Source organism: Erythrobacter sp. (assembly GCF_038133525.1).
Taxonomy (GTDB): Bacteria; Pseudomonadota; Alphaproteobacteria; order Sphingomonadales; family Sphingomonadaceae; genus Qipengyuania.
Genome location: NZ_JAYPTL010000131.1, coordinates 1,603 through 2,548, shown reverse-complemented (window position 1 = coordinate 2,548; position 946 = coordinate 1,603). Strand labels below are relative to the sequence as shown.

1 protein-coding gene and 1 pseudogene are annotated in these 946 nt (G+C 60.4%); one reads left to right on the top strand and one right to left on the bottom strand.

All coding sequences use genetic code 11. From position 1 onward, the window contains the following. On the top strand, positions 1 to 600 hold a 600-nt coding region (locus AAFM29_RS17060), incomplete at its 5' end, for a TonB-dependent receptor domain-containing protein (protein ID WP_341713928.1). Between the two features lie 166 nt (positions 601 to 766). On the opposite strand, the pseudogene AAFM29_RS17055 reads toward AAFM29_RS17060, so the two are convergent. Continuing rightward, positions 767 to 946: pseudogene (locus AAFM29_RS17055) on the bottom strand (NAD(P)/FAD-dependent oxidoreductase); the annotation flags it as partial.

The window sequence follows — 946 nt, the reverse complement described above, 5'->3', positions numbered from 1 at the left end:
CTCGTAAACAATCCGGGCGAGGTTCTCGCCCCGCGCAAGTCGCTGCAGTACGAGGTTGGAGGCAAGCTGGCACTGGGCGATGTCTTCGTCGGTCTCGGCGCCTACCGCCTTGAGCGACCGGGAGAGGGTGTGCTTGCCGACGGCAGCTTCGAATACCTCGGGGATCAGACGCACCAAGGCATCGAGTTCACGGTCAACGGCGATCTGACACCCAGCCTGAGGCTGATCGGCGGCGCAGCTCTGACCGATGCGAAGCTCGTCAGCGGCAACGAGGTACCTGGCGTTTCCGAATACACCGCCAATGCAGACTTGGAGTGGGACTTGGGCTTTGTGCCTGGCGCGACGATCACAGCGCGTGCAGTGCACACGGGTCCGCAGTGGGTCGATGCCGCCAACACGCTCGAACTCGATAGCTGGACGCGTATCGATCTCGGTGCGCGCTACGTCTTCGCGGCGGACGACACGCCGGTCACGCTCCGCCTTTCGGCCGATAATATCACGAACGAAAAGTACTGGGCCAGCGCGTTCGACGTCTTTTCTGCCGCACTGCTGCAAGGAACCCCGCGCACAATCAAAGCCAGCATCTCTGCCGACTTCTAAGTTGGGCTGCGATGGGGCCGCTAGTGGTCAGTCCGGTCCTGGTCGACAAGGCGCAGATAGCGGACATTCGGCTTGCGACCCGTGAGCGGACATTGGTCGCATTACACCGCTGTGTGAAAGCAGTCGTTGGGTTGGAATGGAGAGAACTCCGGCGATCGGGTGCTGCTCAACCCAACATAGATCCGGCGTCGGAGGCAGCTGTAGGGTAAGCAAACATAGTCGATTTAATATCGTCCGCATTAAGCCCATGTCGGATGGCTAAGCCGAAGATATTGATCAGTTCGTCAGCGTCAGGGCCGACCAGGTGAGCCCCAAGGATGCGTCCTGTTCCAGTTTCGACCAGCAC